At 58.5% G+C, this 13,410-nt stretch carries 10 protein-coding genes and 1 tRNA gene; 5 read left to right on the forward strand and 6 right to left on the reverse strand.

All coding sequences use genetic code 11. The features are described 5' to 3' along the window. The first annotated feature begins 105 nt into the window (after positions 1 to 105). The 5 genes from ACT2B1_RS14060 (at position 106) to ACT2B1_RS14080 (ending at position 6,086) form a co-directional block, all read left to right on the forward strand. On the forward strand, positions 106 to 1,692 hold the full coding sequence (locus tag ACT2B1_RS14060; RefSeq protein WP_481667975.1) for an ABC transporter substrate-binding protein: 1,587 nt from the start codon (positions 106 to 108) through the stop codon (positions 1,690 to 1,692). A 16-nt stretch (positions 1,693 to 1,708) separates the two neighbouring features. Further along, the gene (locus ACT2B1_RS14065; protein ID WP_171120413.1) at positions 1,709 to 2,665 is read left to right on the forward strand and encodes an ABC transporter permease; all 957 of its coding nucleotides are present in this window, start codon (positions 1,709 to 1,711) and stop codon (positions 2,663 to 2,665) included. Further along, a complete protein-coding gene (locus tag ACT2B1_RS14070; RefSeq protein ID WP_481667976.1) occupies positions 2,662 to 3,477 on the forward strand; it encodes an ABC transporter permease in 816 nt (271 codons plus the stop codon). Before ACT2B1_RS14065 ends, ACT2B1_RS14070 begins: the two co-directional genes overlap by 4 nt. Then, a complete protein-coding gene (locus ACT2B1_RS14075) occupies positions 3,474 to 5,111 on the forward strand; it encodes an ABC transporter ATP-binding protein (RefSeq protein WP_171120409.1) in 1,638 nt (545 codons plus the stop codon). Before ACT2B1_RS14070 ends, ACT2B1_RS14075 begins: the two co-directional genes overlap by 4 nt. A gap of 138 nt (positions 5,112 to 5,249) precedes the next feature. Further along, positions 5,250 to 6,086, forward strand: a complete 837-nt coding sequence (locus ACT2B1_RS14080) for an alkaline phosphatase family protein (RefSeq protein WP_171120407.1) — start codon at positions 5,250 to 5,252, stop codon at positions 6,084 to 6,086. Here the strand turns inward: ACT2B1_RS14080 and ACT2B1_RS14085 are convergent, their stop codons facing one another. From ACT2B1_RS14085 to ACT2B1_RS14110, 6 genes are all read right to left on the reverse strand, one after another. After that, positions 6,087 to 7,010 carry an alpha/beta hydrolase gene (locus ACT2B1_RS14085; protein ID WP_171120405.1) on the reverse strand — a complete coding sequence of 308 codons (924 nt, stop codon included), beginning with the start codon at positions 7,008 to 7,010 and terminating at the stop codon, positions 6,087 to 6,089. A 13-nt stretch (positions 7,011 to 7,023) separates the two neighbouring features. Beyond that, complete coding sequence (locus ACT2B1_RS14090) at positions 7,024 to 8,913, reverse strand: acyl-CoA synthetase (protein WP_171120403.1); 1,890 nt, start codon at positions 8,911 to 8,913, stop codon at positions 7,024 to 7,026. A 157-nt stretch (positions 8,914 to 9,070) separates the two neighbouring features. Further along, positions 9,071 to 10,891 carry an ABC transporter transmembrane domain-containing protein gene (locus tag ACT2B1_RS14095; RefSeq protein ID WP_171239646.1) on the reverse strand — a complete coding sequence of 607 codons (1,821 nt, stop codon included), beginning with the start codon at positions 10,889 to 10,891 and terminating at the stop codon, positions 9,071 to 9,073. 126 nt (positions 10,892 to 11,017) lie between these two features. Then, positions 11,018 to 11,092 (reverse strand) — tRNA-Gly (locus ACT2B1_RS14100). A gap of 142 nt (positions 11,093 to 11,234) precedes the next feature. Beyond that, positions 11,235 to 12,368, reverse strand: coding sequence for an N-acetylglucosamine-6-phosphate deacetylase (gene nagA / locus ACT2B1_RS14105; RefSeq protein ID WP_171120399.1), 1,134 nt, complete (start codon positions 12,366 to 12,368; stop codon positions 11,235 to 11,237). Next, positions 12,365 to 13,393: an SIS domain-containing protein gene (locus ACT2B1_RS14110; protein ID WP_481667977.1), complete on the reverse strand. Its 1,029-nt coding sequence runs from the start codon at positions 13,391 to 13,393 to the stop codon at positions 12,365 to 12,367. Before ACT2B1_RS14110 ends, nagA begins: the two co-directional genes overlap by 4 nt. Positions 13,394 to 13,410 lie beyond the last annotated feature (17 nt).

The following is a 13,410-nucleotide window of genomic DNA, read 5'->3' on the forward strand; positions in this document are numbered from 1 at the left end:
GACATTTATCCTTGCTCAGAAGCGCGAATTGCGCCTAACTTGACTCATGCGTCAATAAAAGCCCGCAAAGGGCCAAAAATATCCAACCAATTGGGAGATCATTGGATGAACGAACAACTCACTCACATGACCAAAGAGGTCACAGCGGGCAAGCTGACCCGCCGCGAATTCATGGGGAAAGCTGCGGCCTTGGGTGTATCGACAGCGATGGCCAGCACACTGTTCGCAGATGCTGCACGCGCGGCAGGCCCGAAAAAAGGCGGTGATCTGAAATTTGGTCTGCAAGGCGGCGAATTGACCAACTCGCTTGATCCGGCAACCTATGCAAGCTCGGTTCCGTTCCAAAACGGCAAGCAATTCGGCGACCAACTGGTCGAAGTTGCGCCTGACGGCTCGATCGAACCGCGCCTTGCTGAAAGCGTTGAAGGCAGCGCCGACGCTAAGGTCTGGACCTTCAAGCTGCGTCAGGGCGTGGAATTCCATAACGGCAAAACCATGACTAGCGAAGACGTGCTGAAGACGATGGAGCGCCATTCGAACGAAGACTCCAAGTCTGGTGCTTTGGGCATCATGAAGGGCATCGAGTCGATGAAGGCCGATGGCGACAACTTCCAGGTCACGCTGACCGAACCGAACGCCGACCTTCCTTACCTGATGGCCGATTATCACCTGATCGTTCAGCCCGATGGCGGCATGGACAACCCAGGCGCGGGTATCGGCACCGGCCCATACCAGTTGGAAGTCGATGAGCCCGGCGTGCGCCACGTGTTCAAGAAGTTCGCCAACCACTGGAACCCGGATTTCGGCAATTTCGACAGCGTCGAAGTGGTCGTCATCAACGATGCCACTGCGCGTACCGCTGCGCTGCAATCCGGTCAGGTTCACGCGATCAACCGAGTCGAGCCCAAAGTCGCAGACCTGCTGGGTCGTGCGCCCAACCTGACCGTACACTCGACGGCCGGTCGTGGGCACTATGTGTTCATCATGCATTGCGACACTGCACCGTTCGACCAGAATGAGCTGCGTCTGGCACTTAAGCACGCAATCAATCGTCAGGAACTGGTGGACAAAGTTCTGCGTGGCTATGGCACCATCGGGAACGACATGCCAATCAACGCGGCCTATCCGCTGTTCGATGGTTCGATCCCGCAGCGTGAATTCAGCCTCGAAAAAGCGGCCGAGCACTATAAGAAGTCCGGCCATGACGGCTCGCCGATCATTCTGCGTGTTGCAGACGGCGCCTTCCCCGGTGCTGTCGACGCGGCGGCGCTGTTCCAGCAGACCGCAGCGCAAGCTGGTATCCCGCTGGAAATCAAGCGCGAGCCCAATGACGGCTATTGGTCCGAAGTCTGGAACGTACAGCCTTTCTGCGCCTCGTACTGGGGTGGCCGTCCGGTGCAGGATCAGATGTACGCAACCGCGTATCTGTCGACAGCGGATTGGAACGACACGCGCTTCAAGGTCCCGGCCTTTGACGAGATGCTGTTCCAGGCCCGTGCAGAGCTGGATAACGACAAGCGTAAGGACATCTACAGCCAGATGGGTCAGATGGTCCGCGACGAAGGCGGCCTGATCTGCCCGATGTTCAACGACTTTGTCGAAGGCATCAGCAACCAGCTTGCCGGGTGGGATTCCGATCCGACCCAAGAGATGATGAACGGCAACGTTTCTCGTAAGATGTGGTTCGCCTGATACGGGTCACGGATTTATGCATCCTATATTGAAACTGGTTTCCCAGCGCCTGGCGCTGGGACTCCTTTTGCTGCTCGGCGCTTCGGCCCTGATTTTTGGCATGACCGAAGCCCTTCCCGGAGACGCCGCGCAAGCCGTCCTGGGGCAGTCCGCAACCCCAGAAGCCCTTGAAAACCTACGCGAAGAGATGGGCCTGAACCGGCCTGCGCTGACCCGCTATTTCGAATGGCTGGGGGGCCTTGTTCAAGGTGATCTGGGACAATCCCTGACCAACAAGCTCGACATTGCCGAATCCGTCGGCGGCCGTCTGAGCAATACCCTGTTTCTTGCATTCTGGGCGGCGGTTATATCCGTCCCGCTTGCTATCTTTCTGGGCCTGCTGGCCGTGCGCTACCGCAACCGCTGGCCCGACAAGCTGATCTCGGCGGTCACCTTAACCACGATCTCGATCCCCGAATTCCTGATCGGCTACGTTCTGGTCTATTTCGTGGCTGTGAAGCTGGGCATGTTCTCACCGCTTGCGATGATCAATGACAGCATGACGCTGGGCCAAAAGCTGAACTCGATCGCATTGCCTGTTATCGTTCTGACGCTGGTGGTCCTTGCGCATATGATGCGGATGACACGCGCGGCGATCCTGAACGTGATGCAGTCGGCCTATGTCGAGACTGCTGAACTGAAGGGGCTGACGAATTTCAAGATCATCTACCGCCACGCGCTGCCCAATGCGGTCGCGCCGATTGTCAACGTGGTGATGCTGAACCTGGCCTATCTGGTGGTCGGCGTCGTCGTGGTCGAGGTGGTGTTCGTCTACCCCGGCATGGGACAGTATCTGGTGGATCACGTGACCAAGCGTGACGTTCCGGTGGTTCTGGCCTGCGGCGTGATCTTTGCCGCGATCTATATCGGGTTGAACATGGTTGCCGACATCGTTGCCATTCTTGCCAACCCAAGGCTGAGGCATCCGAAATGAAGAACATCCCAATCTCTGCAATGATCGGGCTGGCCTTCACAGCCCTCTACTTCATCATCGCTCTACTTGCGCCCCTGCTGGCCCCTTATGGCATGGCCGAGGTCGTGGGCGACGTGTGGGAGCCTTCGAGTTCTCAGTTCTGGCTTGGCACCGACAATATCGGGCGCGACCTTCTCAGCCGCATGATCTATGGCGGGCGGACGACGATCTTTATCGCTACGGCTGCGACGATCCTCAGCTTTGTAACCGGCTCAATCCTTGGGTTTCTGGCTGCCGTACTGGGTGGCTGGGCCGATCAGGTCATGTCGCGGACCATCGATCTGATCATGTCGATCCCGACGCTGATCAGCGCGCTGGTCGTTCTGGCGATGGTCCCCGTGACCATCCCAGTTCTGATCCTGGTTATGGGGCTGCTGGATTCCACCCGCGTCTATCGTCTGGCCCGTGCGGTCGCGGTAGATATCGCTGTGATGGACTATGTCGAGGCCGCAAAACTGCGCGGTGAAGGCCAATCGTGGATCATCTTCCGCGAAATCCTACCCAACGCTTTGTCACCGCTGGTTGCGGAACTAGGTCTGCGCTTTATCTTTGCGGTTCTCTTTGTGTCGACACTGTCGTTCCTTGGCTTGGGTGTTCAACCACCCTTGGCCGATTGGGGCGGGATCGTGAAGGAAAACAAGGACGGTATCGTCTATGGCATCGGCGCGGCGCTATACCCGGCTGTGGCCATCGCAACGCTGGCGATCTCGGTCAACCTGGTGGCTGACTGGGTCTTGAACCGCACCACATCGCTGAAAGGAGGCCGGGGATGAGTGATACCCTTCTCAAGGTCCGCGACCTCAAGATCGGCGCGACCGTTTATCCGCCGGGTGAAAAACCCCATGACATCGAGATCGTGCACGGGGTCAGCTTTGACCTCGAACGCGGCAAGGTGCTGGGGCTGATCGGAGAATCCGGCGCTGGTAAGTCAACCATCGGTCTGGCCTCGATGGCCTATGGCCGGGGCGGTGTGCAGATCACAGGCGGTGAGGTTTGGGTCAACGGGCGTGACATCCTGAAGACCTCATACGGCGATATCCGAAAGCTGCGCGGGGGTGAGGTTACTTACGTGTCTCAATCTGCAGCGGCGTCCTTCAACCCCGCCAAGAAGATCATGGATCAGGTGGTCGAGGCTGCGGTGGAACAGAAGAAGTTCAGCCGCAAAGAAGCCGAAAAACGCGCGCGGGAATTGTTTGCCAAGCTGGGTCTGCCCGACCCCGACAATATCGGTGAGCGTTATCCGCACCAGGTGTCAGGCGGTCAGCTACAGCGCTGTATGACTGCTTTGGCGCTATGTCCCGAACCCGATCTGGTGGTGTTTGATGAACCCACCACGGCGTTGGACGTGACCACCCAGATCGACGTTCTGATGGCCATCAAAGAAGCCATCGCGGATACCGGTGTTGCCGCGCTTTATATCACGCACGACCTTGCCGTGGTCGCGCAGGTCAGCGACGACATCATGGTTCTGCGCATGGGCAATACGGTCGAGTACGGCAATACCGACCAGATCATCAACAACCCGCAGGAAGAGTATACCAAGGCTCTGGTCTCGGTCCGCTCGATCGAACACGAAGAGAAAAAACCCACACCTGAACCGGTGCTGAGCGTTGACGGCATCACCGCGCGCTATAAGGGGCTGAATTTCGACGTGCTGCACAACGTCAATGTCGAGCTTCACCCGGGGCAGACGCTGGCGGTTGTGGGTGAATCCGGCTCGGGCAAGTCGACGCTGGCGCGGGTGATCACCGGCCTTCTGCCGCCGCGCGATGGTGAGATCACCTTTGCCGGGCGCAAGCTGTCGGCAGACCTTAAGGGTCGCACCCGCGAGGACCTGCGCGAGTTGCAGATGATCTACCAGATGGCCGACGTTGCGATGAATCCGCGTCAGACTGTCGGGACCATCATCGGTCGCCCGCTAGAGTTCTATTTCAACATGCGCGGCGCGGAAAAGCGCAAGCGGATCATCGAACTGCTGGATGAGATCGAGCTGGGCGAAAAGTTCATCGACCGTTATCCGGCGGAACTGTCGGGCGGGCAGAAACAGCGTGTCTGTATCGCCCGGTCTCTGGCGGCCAAGCCCAAGATGATCATCTGTGATGAGGTGACCTCGGCACTGGACCCGCTGGTGGCAGATGGCATCCTGAAACTGCTGCTGGACCTGCAAAAGATCGAGGATGTGGCCTATCTGTTCATCACGCACGATCTGGCGACGGTCCGCGCGATCAGCGACAGTATCGCGGTGATGTATCAGGGCCGTGTGGTCCGTTACGGCCCTAAGTCACAAGTGTTGAGCCCACCGTTCGACGACTATACCGACCTTCTGCTCAGCTCGGTCCCCGAGATGCATCTGGGCTGGTTGGAAGAGGTTGTCGCCCACCGCAAAATGGAAAGCGCGGGGAACTGATCCCGCAAAAAACACTCATGAAATCCCGGCACGTGTCACAAACAGGTGTCGGGATTTTGCTATTTGGGACGGGAATGGGCGGCTTATCCGGGGCGAATCCCCTAGGCTCACCCAAAGAACTAACGAAAAGGCCGGACCATGGACCGCAAACTCCTCCTCATCATTCTTGACGGTGTGCCGTGGCGCAATTTCCGCCGCTTGTTCGGCAATCTTGAGGGCTGGGTCGAGAGTGGTGAGGCGCGGGTCTGGAAGCTGCGTTCGGTGCTGCCATCGACCTCGGCCAGTTGCTATGCCTCGATCCACACGGGCGTCACTCCACAGGAACATGGGTGCACCGGCAACGGCAATGTCTTCCGCCTGAGTCACAAGGACGTGTTCAGTCAGGTGCGCGAGGCCGGGGGCATCACCGGGGCCGTCACCCACAGCTATTGGTCGCAATTCTTCAACCGCCACCCGTTCGATTACGTGCGCGACGTTGAATATGATGAACCGGACAGCAAGACGATCAATCATGGTCGGTTTCACACCATGACCGGCTATGGCAAGGCCAACCAGATGACGCCCTGCGACGTAGACCTATTTGCCCAGCTCACCAACATGTGCCTGCGCTTCGGGCTGGATTACGGCATCCTGCACACCTGCACGCTGGACAGCATGGGACATCGCTTTTTCCATGAAAGCGAGGAAATGGACCACGCCTGTTTTGTCATGGACGAGATGCTGGCCCCTTTCATCCCCCGTTGGCGGCAACTAGGATACGAGGTGATCGTCACGGCCGACCATGGCCAAGATGAACGTGGCCACCACGGAGGCCGCAGCCCATTGCAGCAGGAAACGGCGCTGTATTATTTCGGCGATGCAGAAGGCCCCGAGGCGGATGTGGTCATCGACCAGCTTCAACTTGCCCCTACGATCCTGACCCGGATGGGCACGCCCGTGGCCGAGACCATGAAGGCACAGCCATTCCTCAAGTAATCAGTCATAAGGCCATATCTGCTGACCCAGCGCTTCGATCGCCACGGATATCCGCTCAAAACTGTCCGCGGCACGCTTGACCGAGGTTCGCGCCCGTAGATAGCCGTGCACCAGCCCCGCTTCGTTGATGCAGTGTGCTTTGCCGCCGGCCTCGGTGATCCGGGCGCAATAGTCTGGCCCGTCATCGCGCAACGGATCGCAGTCTGCCGTTACGACCACAGTCGGCGGCAGGTTTGAGAAATCGCTATCGTGCAACGGAGCATAGGTCGGATCATCCTGCGGCGCTGGTCCGCCGCACCGCACCTTTTCATAGAAGACGATATCCTCCAGCGTCAAAAGCGGCGCATGGGCATGTTCAAGATACGACCCCTTCGACCGGTCCCCGCCCAGACCGGGATAGATCAGCACCTGCCCCAGAATCATATCCAAACGTCCGCGCGCGTGATGAGCGACAGCCGCTGCCAGATTCCCTCCGGCGCTGTCTCCGGCCAGTACCAGCGCATCCCCGAATTCCGTTGCAGCCCAATTCACTGCAGTCCAGGCGTCCTGAAATTGGGCGGGATGAACATGTTCCGGGCACAGCCGGTAATCCACTGAGACAACCCGATAACCAGTTTGCGCGCAAATCTCGGCGCAAACATCATCGTGGCTGTCCAAGCCGCCTACGACAAAGCCGCCCCCATGCAGGTAAACTACCGTTCGTGTGGGATCGCCTGCAGCATAGACGCGAACAGGCACGCCGTCGGCATGCCTGTCTTCTGTTTCTACCCCCGCGGGACGCGGTTGGCGAAAGTCCTGACACATCGCGTCATAGACGCGGCGCTGGTCGTCAATCGACAGCTCGACCGCGTCATCGGGATAGCTTTCGGCGGTACGTCTTATGAACGCCCAGGTTTCTTCGTCAATCAGGCGTTCATAATCCATGTCCCCTCCGCGATCAGACAGCCCATTCCCATGGCTGGGTGAAAGAGCCCAGCACTTTGCTGACATCGTCGTCCGAGGAACCGTTCGCGTCAAGCTGTGCAACCAGCCCGCGCTTTTTGTCGTCAATCACCGATACAACGCGGGCATCGACGCCTGCTTTTTCCAGCGCGCCGTTATAGATACGTGTGATTGCCTGTTTGCGCAGTTCGGGTTTGAACACCTTGCCAACTGCGGTCTTGGGAAGCTCGTCCAGAATGGTCATGTGCTTGGGCTGCGCCGCACGTTCGTGAACATGGACGTCGCAATATTCCAACAGCTCCTTTTCGGTAACCGAGGCGCCCTCGACTAGTTCGACAAAGGCACAGGGTACCTCTCCCGCATAGGCATCGGGCTGTCCAATGGCACCGGCAAAGGCAACGGCATCATGTCCCAGCAGCGCCTCTTCGATTTCGGCGGGGTCGATATTGTGACCGCCACGGATGATCAGGTCCTTGGCGCGGCCTGTGATCCACAGATAACCGTCCTCGTCGAAACGACCCAGATCGCCGGTGCGCAGATATGTGTCAAAGTGGTAAAGATCCACGTTCTTGTCGGCTTCGGTATAGGTGTTGCCGGCATAGACACCTGGGTTCGAGATACAGATCTCACCGATCTCGTTAGGGGCGGCTTCCGCTGGCCCATCCTGTCCATCGTTCAGGATTTTGACATCCGTATAGGGGAACGGAATCCCGATCGAACCGATCTTCTTCTCTCCATCTGTCGGGTTACAGGACACCAGACAAGTCGCCTCGGTCAGGCCATAACCTTCGATGATGGTCACACCGGTCGCTTCCTCGAAGCGGCGGAACAGCTCTACCGGCAGCGGGGCCGAGCCCGAGAACGCAGTTTTCACGGTCGAGATATCGGCATCCACCGGGCGCTGCATCTTTGCGGCAATCGCGGTGGGCACGGTAATGATGAACGTGACTTTCCAACGCTCGATCAGTTTCCAGAAATTGTCGAACACGCCGTCGCCGCGATATCCGGCAGGTGTCGGGAACACCACATGCGCTCCCGAAGACACAGCGGACATCATGATCACGTGAACCGCAAACACGTGGAACATCGGCAATGGACACATCACCACGTCCTTGTCCGTAAACAGCAGCGTGCCGCCCAGCCAGCCATTGTAAATCAGGCCAGAATACTTGTGCTGCGCCACCTTCGGCATACCCGTGGTTCCGCCGGTGTGGAAATAGCAGGCGACGCGGTCTTCCTTGCTGTCCTCGAAGGTCAGGGTCGTGGGCTGCTTTGCCAGCTCTTTGTTGAAATTTTTATAGTTCGCGTGGGCCAGATGTTCCTTGTCGCCCATCTTGGGGCGCAGGAACGGAACCAGCCATGATTTGGGAGGCGTCAGATAACGGTTCAGGTCAATTTCAAGAATGGTGTTGACCTTGGGCGCATGGCGCACGGCCTCTTCGACCTTTTGCGCCACATCCGTCTTGGGAAAAGACTTCAGCGTGACAACAACCTTGGCACCGGTTTCGCGCAAAATGGCCGCGATCTGTTCGGGTTCCAACAGCGGGTTGATCGGGTTCACGATCCCTGCCACTGCACCACCCATCATAGTGATCAGCGTCTCATTACAATTGGGCAGGATATAGGCCACCACATCCTTTTCACCCACACCCAACGAACGGAACAGGTTCGCCGCCTGGTTGACCTTTCCAAGCAATTCAGACCACGTCAGCGTTTCGGCCTTGTCCGTCGGACCGGACATCAGTTGAAAACTGATCGCGTTGTTATTGGGAAACTTACCCGCAGTCCGGGACAGCAGTTGGTGGAATGTGACCGGAACGTCCCGATCCTCCCACGGCATTTCCTGCTCCAGTTTTAGCTTGTCTTCCACTCCGACAAAGGCCATGCGGCACCTCCCTGATTGCTTCCCGCGTCACGCACGAGTTTTAAGTCCACCGTAGGATGGAAGCAAAACCGTGTACGCGCAAGCAGGCGCATAGCCAAAAAATGTGCAATTAAGCAGCGTGACGCAGCGGAGTGTTCAATACTGCCCCGACGTCATTTTATTCTGCGGCGACTCCATCGGTAAACTGCAGCCGCGCCAAACGCGCGTAAAGCCCGTCCTGGGCGACCAGATCATCATGGGTACCCTGCGCCACGATCTGCCCAGCTTCCATCACAATGATCCGATCTGCCTTTTTGACCGTTGCCAAGCGGTGGGCCACGATCAACGTCGTCCGACCCGCGCGCATCTGATCGACCGCCCCCTGAACCGCACGCTCACTTTCGGCATCCAGCGCCGAGGTTGCCTCGTCCAGCAACAGAACTGGCGCATCTCGCAGGATTGCCCGCGCGATGGCAATACGCTGTTTCTGCCCCCCTGACAGCATCACACCCCGTTCGCCAACGAAACTGTCATACCCTTCCGGGAGGGCCGAGATGAAGTCATGCGCAGCGGCAGCACGGGCAGCAGATTCCACTTCGGCGTCAAAAGCGTCCAGACGCCCAAAGCGAATATTTTCGCGGGCCGACGCCGCAAAGATGATCGGGTCTTGCGGCACAAGGGCCATGTGGCTGCGAAAATCACTCCTGTCCAGATCGCGCAAGTCAACACCATCAAGGCTGACACGGCCTGAATCCGGGTCATAGAAACGCTGGATCATCTGAATGACCGTCGTCTTCCCAGCACCCGACGGCCCCACGAACGCAACAGTTTCACCTGGTTTGACCGAAAGGGACAGGTGATCCAGCGCCACGACATCGGGTCGCGCAGGATAGTGGAATGTAACCTGATCAAAGTTAATCTCGCCCCGCACAGGCGTCGGCAAGTGAGAGGCGGATATGGGATCGGTCACGGTGTCCTGCGCGTTCAGCAATTCAACCAAACGCTCGGTCGCACCAGCCGCGCGCTGCAATTCGCTCCAGATCTCGGATAGGGCGGCGACCGAACCCGCCATTATGATTGAGTAGATAACGAACTGGATCAGAACACCTTCCGTCATCACACCGTTGCGAACGTCATTCGCCCCCATCCACAACACCCCGACAATGCCGGAGAACACCAGAAAGATCACAATCACGGTCAGCACGGCGCGTGTGCGAATACGGCGCAGCGACACGATATACGAGGTCTCGGTCATCTCACCAAACTGCTGGCGACTGGCCTGTTCATGGGTGAAGGCCTGCACAGTCTGAACGGCCGTCAACGCCTCGCCTGCATTACCGGATGAGGCGGCGATCCAATCCTGATTTTCGCGGCTGATCACCCGCAGACGACGGCCCAGCACCAGAATCGGAACCACGACCAGCGGGATCAACAGCAACACCATTCCCGTCAGCTTGGCCGAGGTCAAAAGCATCAGGACCAGCCCACCGAAAAACATCAGCATGTTCCGCAGAGCGATGGAAACCGATGAACCGATTACGGACTGAATCAGCGTCGTGTCCGTCGTAATTCGGCTTAGGACTTCCCCCGTCATGATACGTTCATAGAACTCGGGGCTCATCCCGATTACCCGGTCGAAAACCGCCTTGCGAATATCCGCCACCACGCGTTCGCCCAACTTGGTAACCAGCGCATAGCGGATGCCCGTCCCGACAGCCAGAACAGCGGCAATTGCAAGCGCGGCAAGAAAATACCAGTCGAGCAACTCGCCATCTTCGATCCGAAAATTGTCAACCACGCGCCGCACCGCCAGGGGCAAGGTCAGGGTCATGCTAGCCGTCAAAACCAAGGCAAGCCCTGCCCCCGCCATGAGCAATCGGTAGGGTTTCATAAAGGGCCACAAAGACCCAAGAACGCCTATCTTCCGTGAGCGCGCACGCTCTTCGGTCGCGCTGGGGGCGGAATTTCCTGCGGGCTTGGCGGCGTCGGATCTTGCCATGTCTGGGCCTTATATCGTGTTCGCACTTGGGTGAACGCTTCTTGACCGCAGGAACAGTTGGGGTCAAGCAAAGCACCAGATTTTGGGCCTTCACAGGGCCTTTTGACGCAGAGATTTGGGCTGATTTGGAGCGGGCGGCGGGAATCGAACCCGCTTCATCAGCTTGGAAGGCTGAGGTAATAGCCAGTATACGACGCCCGCTCAGCGGAGGTCGGTTTAAGCGATGCGCAAGGTGCCGTCAAGCGCAGTTCTTGGGCTGATTTCGATTTCATCCGATATAGGTTCAATCGGGTCATCCATGCCGGGGTGGGCCCGGAAATCGGACTGTGCCGGGCGATGTTGATCAATCCCGCTGCGGCAGCCAATCACACGAATCCAGCGTGGCCGAGATACGGATCATCGACGCATACCGAAGCTGCTGCGCACCAGAATGCGCGATCAATTGCGATGGATAGGACGTCGCCGCAGCCAAAGCTTGCGGCAAGGGTACACCAACCTGCGTGACCAAAACGCGAATGGCCGTCGTCAAATCCAAGTCTGCACCGGCCAATGTGCCATCCTCAAGCGTGAGTTTCCCGTTTGTCCGCGTGATCCTGCGGCTCTCCAACTCGAACGCGGTCAGGTCGGTGCCCGCAACAGCCATCGCGTCACTGACAAGGAATATCTGCCCCGGAGACGTCTTGGCCGCCCATGCAGCCCGCATGACTTCGGGATGCACGTGAATTCCATCAGCGATCAAACCGGCGGAAAGCCCGCCATTTGCCAGCGCAGCCCCCACCAGACCGGGTTCGCGGTTTCCAAGCTGGCTCATGGCGTTGAACAAATGCGTCACGCACCGCGCACCAGCCGCCGCATAACGCTGACACGTCGCGAAATCCGCATCACTATGACCCAGAGATACCAGCACCCCAGCGTCATGGAGCACGGCGACTTGCTGCTCGGTCACGGCCTCGGGCGCAACCGTGACCATCAGACAGGGCAGCGCGTCTGCCGCGGCGATCAGCGCGGCCAAATCCGTGTCGTCCATTGGCCGGATCAGATCCGCGTCATGGGCGCCTTTGCGCGCTACCGACAAGTGAGGCCCCTCCAGATGCAGCCCGGCCACACCCGATACACCTTCGCGAACCGCCTGCACGGTCGCTTCAATTGCTGCCTGCGTTTTCTCTGCCGTATCCGTAATCAATGTGGGCAACAGCGACACAACGCCCAAACGCCGGTGAGCCGCCGCAATGCGTTGAACAGTCTGGACCGAGGGGTTGTCATTGAACATGATCCCATCGCCGCCATTGACTTGCAGGTCGCAATAGCCGGGGCTTAGAATATCGCCCTTCAGGTCGACAACTTCACCACCAACGGCATCAGACTCGGGCCGGATTTCACCTTCCTCCCCATCCCGGAAGGTGATCGCGTGGTCATACAGCAAACGGTTACCGTCGAAGATGGGACCGTTACGGAAGGTTACCGTGTTATTTGTCATACCGTCTCAGTCACTTTCTTCAGATGCCGCGGCGCATCGGGGTCAATCCCGCGGGCGCTGGCCACGGATTCAACCATACCATAGAAAGCGGTGATCGCGGTGATCGGGTCGGTGATCCAATGGCCGGTCTTGACGACCGGAAGCGGGCCGGCCTGCGTGACTTTTTCCGTAGTTGCAAAGACAGCCGCGCCCTTCCCTGCCAATGCATCGGCGGCTTCAGCCGTTGCTTGCTCGGCCGCGTCACTTGCGGCGAACACGATAGCCGGGAAGCCTTCCTCTACGATCGAGACCGGCCCATGCAGAACTTCGGCCACCGAATAGCTTTCGGCGTGAATCTGGCAAGTTTCCTTGATCTTCAACGCTGCCTCGCTGGAGATTGCAAAGGAAGGGCCCCGCCCAAGGGTAAACAATGACCTTCCGGTGATCGTGTCAGCCGCGGCAGACCAATCGCAACGAGCGGCCTTTTCAAGCAGCGGCGGCAAGGCATGTATGGCCTTCAGAAGGTCTGCATCGCGCTTGACCTCTGCCAGCAGCCAAAGCCCGGCAACCAGCGATGTCACGAAGGTTTTGGTGGCAGCTACACTTAACTCGGGGCCTGCGTGCAACGGCAGGACGGCACCGGCGACCTCGGCCAACCGAGAGCTGGTGTCGTTGGTGATCGCGACCGTAGCAGCACCTGACCGACCCAACGAGCGCGCAAGGTCCACAATATCCGGGCTTTGCCCGGACTGCGAAACGGACAGGCAGACCGCGCCTTTTGCCTGCAACTCAACCCCGTAGATCGAACTGACCGATGGCCCGACCGAAGCGACGGGAAGGTTCAGCAACAGCTCGCTGGCATATTTGATGTAGCTGCACGCGTGATCAGACGATCCGCGCGCCACCGTGATCAGAAAGCGCGGATCAGCCTCGCTGAAAACCTGAGCGGCATTCTGGATGTCCTGCGCGCCTTGGGACAGCAATCTGTCAACCGCCGCAGGGATTTCCAGAATCTCCTGGCGCATTTTCGAAGTAGTTTCTGACATGAATTTCCGGTCCTTCC

This window comes from Ruegeria sp. S263, from assembly GCF_056780525.1.

Excerpts from the sequence above, each read along its gene's own strand:
- ACT2B1_RS14060 (WP_481667975.1), top strand. The coding sequence starts at position 106 with ATGAACGAACAACTCACTCACATGACCAAAGAGGTCACAGCGGGCAAG.
- ACT2B1_RS14065 (WP_171120413.1), top strand. The coding sequence starts at position 1,709 with ATGCATCCTATATTGAAACTGGTTTCCCAGCGCCTGGCGCTGGGACTC.
- ACT2B1_RS14070 (WP_481667976.1), top strand. The coding sequence starts at position 2,662 with ATGAAGAACATCCCAATCTCTGCAATGATCGGGCTGGCCTTCACAGCC.
- ACT2B1_RS14075 (WP_171120409.1), top strand. The coding sequence starts at position 3,474 with ATGAGTGATACCCTTCTCAAGGTCCGCGACCTCAAGATCGGCGCGACC.
- ACT2B1_RS14080 (WP_171120407.1), top strand. The coding sequence starts at position 5,250 with ATGGACCGCAAACTCCTCCTCATCATTCTTGACGGTGTGCCGTGGCGC.
- ACT2B1_RS14085 (WP_171120405.1), bottom strand. The coding sequence starts at position 7,010 with ATGGATTATGAACGCCTGATTGACGAAGAAACCTGGGCGTTCATAAGA.
- ACT2B1_RS14090 (WP_171120403.1), bottom strand. The coding sequence starts at position 8,913 with ATGGCCTTTGTCGGAGTGGAAGACAAGCTAAAACTGGAGCAGGAAATG.
- ACT2B1_RS14095 (WP_171239646.1), bottom strand. The coding sequence starts at position 10,891 with ATGGCAAGATCCGACGCCGCCAAGCCCGCAGGAAATTCCGCCCCCAGC.
- nagA (WP_171120399.1), bottom strand. The coding sequence starts at position 12,368 with ATGACAAATAACACGGTAACCTTCCGTAACGGTCCCATCTTCGACGGT.
- ACT2B1_RS14110 (WP_481667977.1), bottom strand. The coding sequence starts at position 13,393 with ATGTCAGAAACTACTTCGAAAATGCGCCAGGAGATTCTGGAAATCCCT.